This is a genomic window from Catellatospora aurea (assembly GCF_042663325.1).
GTDB lineage: Bacteria > Actinomycetota > Actinomycetes > Mycobacteriales > Micromonosporaceae > Catellatospora > Catellatospora aurea.
In genome coordinates this window covers 75,906-82,529 of sequence record NZ_JBHTAC010000031.1, presented here as the reverse complement: position 1 = coordinate 82,529, position 6,624 = coordinate 75,906, and the positions used below count along the sequence as shown (strand labels likewise).

The window sequence follows — 6,624 nt, the reverse complement described above, 5'->3', positions numbered from 1 at the left end:
GGCAGCAGGGGCCGCGGCCTCGGCGGGAGCCGGCGTGTCGTCGGTGATGGCGGGAATCATGCCGGTGTCCGAGGTGGAGTGGCGTCCGCGGCGACTCGGTGCGGCCTGCGCCTGCTCGGCCGGCGCAGGCGCGGCGGCCGTCGGAGCGGCAGCCGGGGCCGGCGTGGCCGGGGCGGCGGGCTGGGCGGGAGACGTCGGGGCGGCCTGCTGCGCGGGCGGCGCGGCGGCTGCAGCGGCCTGCGGAACCTGCGGCGCCACGGGCTGGCCGGGCGCCTGCTGGCCGGGTGCGGGGGCATAGCCCTGCTGGCCCTGCCCGGGCGCGCCGGGGTGACCCTGCGGCGGCACGCCGGGCTGGCCGTAGACCTGGCCGTGCGGCGGCTGGCCGGGACGGCCCTGCGGCGGGCCGTACGGCGGCTGGCCCTGCGGGTGCCCGTAGGACTGGCCCTGGCCGGGGTGCGGCTGGCCGTACTGCTGGGGGCCGTTCGGGTGCTGGTTGGGGCCGCCGTAGACCTGCCCCTGCTGCGGCGGGCGCGGACCCTGCGGGCCGGGGCCCTGCTGCGGGTGGCGGCCCTGCTGGGGCGGACCGTACTGACCCTGCGGGCCGGGGCCCTGCTGCGGGTGCTGCTGGTGGGGGCCGCCGTAGACCTGGCCCTGCGGGCCGGGGCCGTTCGGGCGGTACTGCGGGCCGGGCTGCGGCGGCATCGGGCCGGGACGGCCGCCGCGCTGCGCGTTCGGGTCCCAGTTGCCCTGGCCCTGCTGCGGCGGGCGCTGCCCGTTGGCGGGCGGGAACGGCCCGGGCGGGCCCTGGCCGGCCTGCGGCTGCCCGTACTGCTGGGGACCGTTGGGGTGCGGCTGGCCGGGGCCGTACTGGCCGGGCTGCTGCGGGCCGCCCTGCTGCGGCGCCTGCGCGTTGGCGGGCTGCTGCGCGGCGGGGTCGGGGGAGTCCGCGGGCGGGCGCTGTCCGGGCACGCGCGACCACGGCGACGTTGGCGTACCGGCCCAGGCCGGCGTGCCGCGGTGCCGCTCGTCGGTGCGCTCGTCGGTCACGCCCCACCTCGCCTGGTTCTGAGTCGCTTATGGCACAAATGCATCGCGAACCGGTTCGCCACGAAGGTATGGTCGCGCCCGGCCCGAAAAATGAATGCGGTTGCGAGTGGAGGGTACGGGGTGGGCTTCGTCACCGCCACTGCGGATCGGCTCACAATCCGAAACTTCACCGAGACGGCAGGGCTCTTCCGGACATTAGGTGCATCGGGATTCCGGCGATTCGCCACATACCGTCAGGCGACCGTGGCGGCCACCGCCACCAACACCATGTTCGGCTTCGTGCGCACCTACGTCATGCTGGCCGTGGCCGGCTCCGCAGCGGCGCTCGGCGGGCACGCGGCCGGCTACGACGCCCCGCAACTGGTCACCTACGTATGGGCCGGGCAGGGCCTGATCGGCGTGGTGGCCATGTGGGGCTGGACCGACCTGGCCGACCGGATCCGCTCCGGTGACGTCGTCACCGACCTGCTGCGCCCGGTCCACCCCGTGCTCGGCTACCTGCTGCCCGACCTGGGCCGGGCCGCGTACGCGCTGCTCACGAGGTTCGTCGTGCCGATCGCGGTCGGCGCGCTGGCGTTCGACATGTACCTGCCGCGCCGGGCCGCCACCTACCCCCTGTTCGCGGTGTCGGTCCTGCTCGCGGTGCTGGTCTGCTTCGCCGGGCGGTACCTGGCCAACGCGGCCGGCTACTGGCTGCTGGACACCCGCGGCGTGCTGATGGGCTGGGCCGTCTGCGCCGGCATGCTCGGCGGGCTGTACTTCCCGATCCGCTTCCTGCCGGACTGGGCGGCGACCGCCGTCTACCTGGGCACCCCTTTCCCGTCCCTGCTACAGGTTCCGCTGGACGTGCTGGTCGAACGAGACCCGCCCGCCGGTCAGCTGGCGCTGCTGGGACTGCAGGCGATGTGGGCCGTGCTGCTGTTCACGGCGTGCGTCGTCGTCCAGCGGCGGGCCGAGCGGCGGCTGGTGGTGCAGGGTGGCTGAGCCCAGGGCCGCCACCGCCGCGATCTACCGCCGCCTGATCGCCGCCCAGGTGCGCTCGCAGGCGTCGTACCGGGTGAGCTTCACCCTCGACCTGCTGACCAACGTGGTGTTCACCGGCGCCGACCTGCTCACCGTGCTGGTCGTGTTCCAGCGGGTGCCGCTGCTGGCCGGGTTCTCGCTGGGCGACGCACTGCTGGTGTTCGGGCTGTCGTCCCTGGCGTTCTCGCTGGCCGATCTCGCTGTCGGCAACATCGACCGGGTGCAGCGGCACGTGCGCACCGGGCTGCTCGACGCCGTGCTGATCCGCCCGCTGGGTGTGCTGTGGCAGCTGCTGGTGATGGACGTGGGCGTCCGGCGGATCGGCCGAGTGCTCTCCGGGGTGGTGGTGCTCGCGATCGCGGTGCGCCTGGCCGGAGTGCCGCTCACGCCCGCCAACCTGCTGCTCCTGGCGGTCACGCCGGTGGCCGGGGCGGTCTTCTTCAGCGCCGTGTTCGTGGCCACCGCCACCGTGGCGTTCTGGTGGGTGGACTCCGGCGAGCTGAGCGCCGCGCTCACCTACGGCGGGCGGGACTTCACCTCGTACCCGATGACCGTCTACGGCGGCTGGTTCCGCCACCTGCTCGCCTTCGGGCTGGGCTTCGGCCTGGTGGCGTACTACCCGGCGCTCCTCCTGCTGGACCGCCCCGATCCGCTGGGGGCACCCGCCTGGCTGGGCTGGTGCGGCCCCCTGCTGGCCGCCGTCGCGGCGACCCTGGCCGCCCTGGTCTGGCGCACCGGGGTACGGCATTACCGCAGCACCGGCTCATGAACACCGACGGGAGGCACGGGGCGTGAACGTGATCGAGGCACATGGGCTGCGCAAGGACTTCACCGTACGGGTGCGCAAAGGCCTGCTGCGCCGGGAACGGCGCGACGTCGCCGCGGTCGACGGCGTCGACCTGACCGTCCAGCGCGGCGAGCTGCTCGGCTACCTCGGCCCGAACGGCGCGGGCAAGTCCACGACGCTGAAGATGCTCACCGGCGTGCTGCACCCCTCCGGCGGGCGGGTGTCGGTGTGCGGGCTGACCCCGGTGCCGCAGCGCATCCTGCTGGCCCGGCGCATCGGCGTGGTGTTCGGGCAGCGCTCGCAGCTGTGGTGGGACCTGCCGCTGCGCGACTCGTACGAGCTGCTGCGCCACATCTACCGGGTGCCCGCCGCCGAGCACGCCGCCCGCCTGCGCCGCTGCCGCGACCTGCTGGAACTGGACCCGTTCCTGGACACCCCGGTGCGCCAGCTGTCGCTGGGCCAGCGCATGCGCGGCGAGCTGACCGCGGCCCTGCTGCACGGCCCCGAGGTGCTGTTCCTCGACGAGCCGACGATCGGCCTGGACGTGGTCAGCAAGCAGGCCGTCCGCGGCTTCCTCGCCGAACTCGGCGAGACCGGCGACACCACGATCGTGCTCACCACCCACGACCTGGCCGACATCGAACGGCTCTGCCGCCGCATCGTCGTCATCGACCACGGCCGCGTGGTGCACGACGGCGGCATCGACGCCCTGCACGCCCGCTACGGCTCGCAGCGCCGGGTGACCGTCGACTTCGACACCCCGCCCCCGGCCCTGCCCGACCTGCCCGGCGTACACCTCGAAACCACCACCGGCCCCCGCCTCACCTTCACCCTCGACACCTCCGCCTCCGTCGGCACCCTCATCTCCACCCTCACCACCCTCGGCAACCTCCGCGACCTATCCGTAACCGAACCCGAAATCGAAGAAGTCATCGCCCGCCTCTACCGCTCCGAAGGAAGGGCACCTTCACAACGGTTTTCGTAGAGGAAGGGCACCTTCTTAACGACGGCCGACTGTGCCGCTGGTGACATCCGCTTCCGGGAGCGGATCTTGCTCGGTTACACTCGGTGGCGCACAGGGCCGCAAGGGGCACGCTGGTTGGGTGGGACGGCGCGCGTTCACCGCGCTGTACCCGGAGCAATTCATGTCTGCCCGTGCCTCCTACCGTGACCTCGTCCGGATCACCGGACCCTGGTTCCTCCTCCTCGCGTTCTTCGCGCGCCTGCCCGCCGCGATGGGCCCGCTCGGCGTGATCACGCTCGTCGTCGCCGCCACCGGTAGCTACGGCACCGCAGGGCTGGCCGCCGCCGCGTTCGGCGTCGGCGCGGCGCTCGGCGGTCCCGTCACCGGCGCCCTCGCCGACCGGTACGGCCAGCGCGCCGTCGGCATCGCCACCGCGATCGTCGACGCCGCCGCGTACGCCGCCCTCGTGTTCGCCGTCACCGGCGGCCTGTCCGCCGCGGTGCTGCCGCTCGCCGCGCTCGCCGGGTTCGCCATGCCGCAGGTCGGGCCACTGGTCCGGGTGCGCTGGGCGGTGCTGCTCGGCGACCGGGGACAGCAGCGGCGGCTGCCCACCGCGATGGCGTACGAGGGAGCCGCCGACGAGGCCTCGTTCCTGGCCGGCCCGGCGCTGGTCGGCATCCTGGCACTGTCCGGCTGGGCCGGCGCGCCGCTGCTCGTCGGAGCCGCGCTGACCGTGCTGGCCGCGGTGCCGTTCGCGCTGCACCGCACCGTGCCGCCGGTGCTGCGCGCACCCCGCGCCGACGCGTCGGCGGGACCCGCTGCCGCTGAGCTGGCCGACGCGGGGCGGATGCCGCTCTCGCGGGTGGCGGTGCTGGTCGCGGCCATGTCGGTGATCGGGATCGTGTTCGGGGCGACCCAGACCGGGGTGACCGCGTTCGCCGATTCGATCGGCTCGGCGGGCTCGGCCGGCCTGATCTACGCGGTGCTGGGCGTCGGCAGCGCCGTCGCCGGGTTGGCCGTGGCCTGGTTGCCGGAGTCGCTCGGCCCGGTCAGCCGGTACGCCTGGTCGGCTGCCGCGCTCGTCGGCGGCAGTGCGGCACTGCTGCTCGCCCATTCCACGCTCACCGCGCTGGCCGCCGTCGTCGTGCTCGGCGTCACCGCCGCGCCGTACCTGATCTCCGGGTACGCCCTGGCCGGCCGGCTGTGCCCGCCCCGCCGCGCCGGCATGGTGATGACCCTGCTGGCCAGTGGCGTCGTCGCGGGGGTCTCGCTGGGCGCGGCCGTCGCGGGCCGGCTCGCCGACGCGTACGGCCACCGCGGCGCGTTCGCGGTGCCGCTCGCGGCCGCCGTGCTGGGGCTGCTGCTGGCGGTGCTGGTCACGCCGGGGCTGCGTCGCGCGGTGCACGCCGCGGACCGCGCCGATGCCGTGACCTCCCCGCACCCGGCATCCCGTTCCGCCGCCCTGACCTCAGCCTGAGTCCTGCGCACATTTTCCGGCGACAGCGGGACCCGGCCCGGCGACCCGGCGCGGCGCGGCCCGAGCGGCGCGGGCGTCCACAGGATGGGCGGATCGACGGCGGCCGCAGGGGTGCCGCCGTCGGCGTTTACCGTGGAGGTAACTGACAAAACGGCTTGAGGTGATTACCGATATGGGGCGGGCAGGCGGGCGCGAGAGCGTGCTGTGGCGCGACGCGGCGGCGATCGGGGCCGCGGTCGGGGTCATCGGCCTGTCGTTCGGCGCGATCGCGGTGGCCTCGGGACTGCCCGCCTGGGTGCCCGTGGCCATGTCGGTGCTCGTCTTCGCCGGTGGTTCGCAGTTCCTCGCGGTGGCGCTGATGACCGGCAGCCCGATCGCGGCGGTGGTCGGCGGCATGCTGATCAACGCGCGCCACCTGCCGTTCGGCCTGGCCGTCGGACCGGCGATCGGTAGGAGCGGCCCGGCCCGGTTCGCCGGCGCGCACCTGGTGATCGACGAGAGCACGGCCTTCGCGCTGGCCGAGCACCACCCCGAACGCCGGGGACGAGCGTTCTGGACCGTCGGTGTGACCATCTTCGTGACCTGGAACATCGGCACGCTGATCGGCGTCGCGCTGGGCGGGGCGGTCGGCGACCCCGCCGTGTACGGGCTGGACGCCGCGTTCCCGGCCGGCCTGCTGGCCCTGCTGCTGCCCTCGCTGCGCGACCGTGCCACGCGCGCCGCCGCGATCACCGGATCGCTGCTCGCCGTGGCGGCGACGCCCCTGCTTCCCGCGGGCCTGCCGGTGCTGGCGGCCCTGCTCGGCGTCGGCGCTGCCGTGCTGCTGCCCACCCCGGCGCACCGCTCCGCCGCCGATCCGGACTCCGAAGATCAGGGCGCGACGGTACGCCAGGACGAAGCCACGCCCGCCGACACCCGGGGGCCGCGATGACGATGCTGCTAGTGGTCCTCGCGCTGGCCGCGGGCACCTACGCGACCCGCATCGCCGGAGTGCTGCTGCACGACCGGCTGGTGCTGCCCGAACGGCTGCGGCACCTGCTGCCGATCGCGGCGACGACACTGCTCGCCGCCCTGGTCGCCACGGCGGTGTTCACGGAGGCGGGACGGCTGTCCGTCGGTTTCGCGCGTCCGCTCGGAGTGCTGGTCGGCGCGGTCCTGGCGTGGCGGAAGGCGCCGTTCGTCGTGGTGGTGGTGGCCGCCGCCGGGACCGCGGCCGTGCTCCGGCTCGCCGGCCTGCCCTGACCGCTCTGGTCCGCCGGCCTGCCCTGACCGCGCCGGTCCGCCCCGCCTGCCCGCTGTTCGGCGATGCTCCGGATCGATCACGGT

At 74.8% G+C, this 6,624-nt stretch carries 6 protein-coding genes and 1 pseudogene; 6 read left to right on the top strand and 1 reads right to left on the bottom strand.

Annotation, left to right across the window (positions count from 1 at the left end):
- A pseudogene (locus tag ACFQO7_RS25790) lies at positions 1 to 1,047 on the bottom strand (hypothetical protein); the annotation flags it as partial.
- Between the two features lie 120 nt (positions 1,048 to 1,167).
- On the opposite strand from ACFQO7_RS25790, the gene ACFQO7_RS25785 reads away from it, so the two are divergent.
- From ACFQO7_RS25785 to ACFQO7_RS25760, 6 genes are all read left to right on the top strand, one after another.
- Positions 1,168 to 2,031: an ABC transporter permease gene (locus ACFQO7_RS25785; RefSeq protein WP_376808779.1), complete on the top strand. Its 864-nt coding sequence runs from the start codon at positions 1,168 to 1,170 to the stop codon at positions 2,029 to 2,031.
- Positions 2,024 to 2,839: an ABC transporter permease gene (locus ACFQO7_RS25780; RefSeq protein WP_376808778.1), complete on the top strand. Its 816-nt coding sequence runs from the start codon at positions 2,024 to 2,026 to the stop codon at positions 2,837 to 2,839. Before ACFQO7_RS25785 ends, ACFQO7_RS25780 begins: the two co-directional genes overlap by 8 nt.
- A gap of 22 nt (positions 2,840 to 2,861) precedes the next feature.
- A complete protein-coding gene (locus ACFQO7_RS25775) occupies positions 2,862 to 3,842 on the top strand; it encodes an ABC transporter ATP-binding protein (protein WP_376808777.1) in 981 nt (326 codons plus the stop codon).
- Positions 3,843 to 4,002: 160 nt separating this feature from the next.
- Positions 4,003 to 5,298 (top strand): MFS transporter, encoded by a 1,296-nt coding sequence (locus tag ACFQO7_RS25770; protein ID WP_376808776.1) that lies wholly within the window; start codon positions 4,003 to 4,005, stop codon positions 5,296 to 5,298.
- Between the two features lie 172 nt (positions 5,299 to 5,470).
- The gene (locus ACFQO7_RS25765; protein WP_376808775.1) at positions 5,471 to 6,229 is read left to right on the top strand and encodes an AzlC family ABC transporter permease; all 759 of its coding nucleotides are present in this window, start codon (positions 5,471 to 5,473) and stop codon (positions 6,227 to 6,229) included.
- The gene (locus ACFQO7_RS25760) at positions 6,226 to 6,540 is read left to right on the top strand and encodes an AzlD domain-containing protein (RefSeq protein WP_376808774.1); all 315 of its coding nucleotides are present in this window, start codon (positions 6,226 to 6,228) and stop codon (positions 6,538 to 6,540) included. The genes ACFQO7_RS25765 and ACFQO7_RS25760 overlap by 4 nt, the downstream gene beginning before the upstream one ends.
- Positions 6,541 to 6,624: the final 84 nt, after the last annotated feature.

Excerpts from the sequence above, each read along its gene's own strand:
- ACFQO7_RS25770 (WP_376808776.1), top strand. The coding sequence starts at position 4,003 with ATGTCTGCCCGTGCCTCCTACCGTGACCTCGTCCGGATCACCGGACCC.
- ACFQO7_RS25760 (WP_376808774.1), top strand. The coding sequence starts at position 6,226 with ATGACGATGCTGCTAGTGGTCCTCGCGCTGGCCGCGGGCACCTACGCG.
- ACFQO7_RS25765 (WP_376808775.1), top strand. The coding sequence starts at position 5,471 with ATGGGGCGGGCAGGCGGGCGCGAGAGCGTGCTGTGGCGCGACGCGGCG.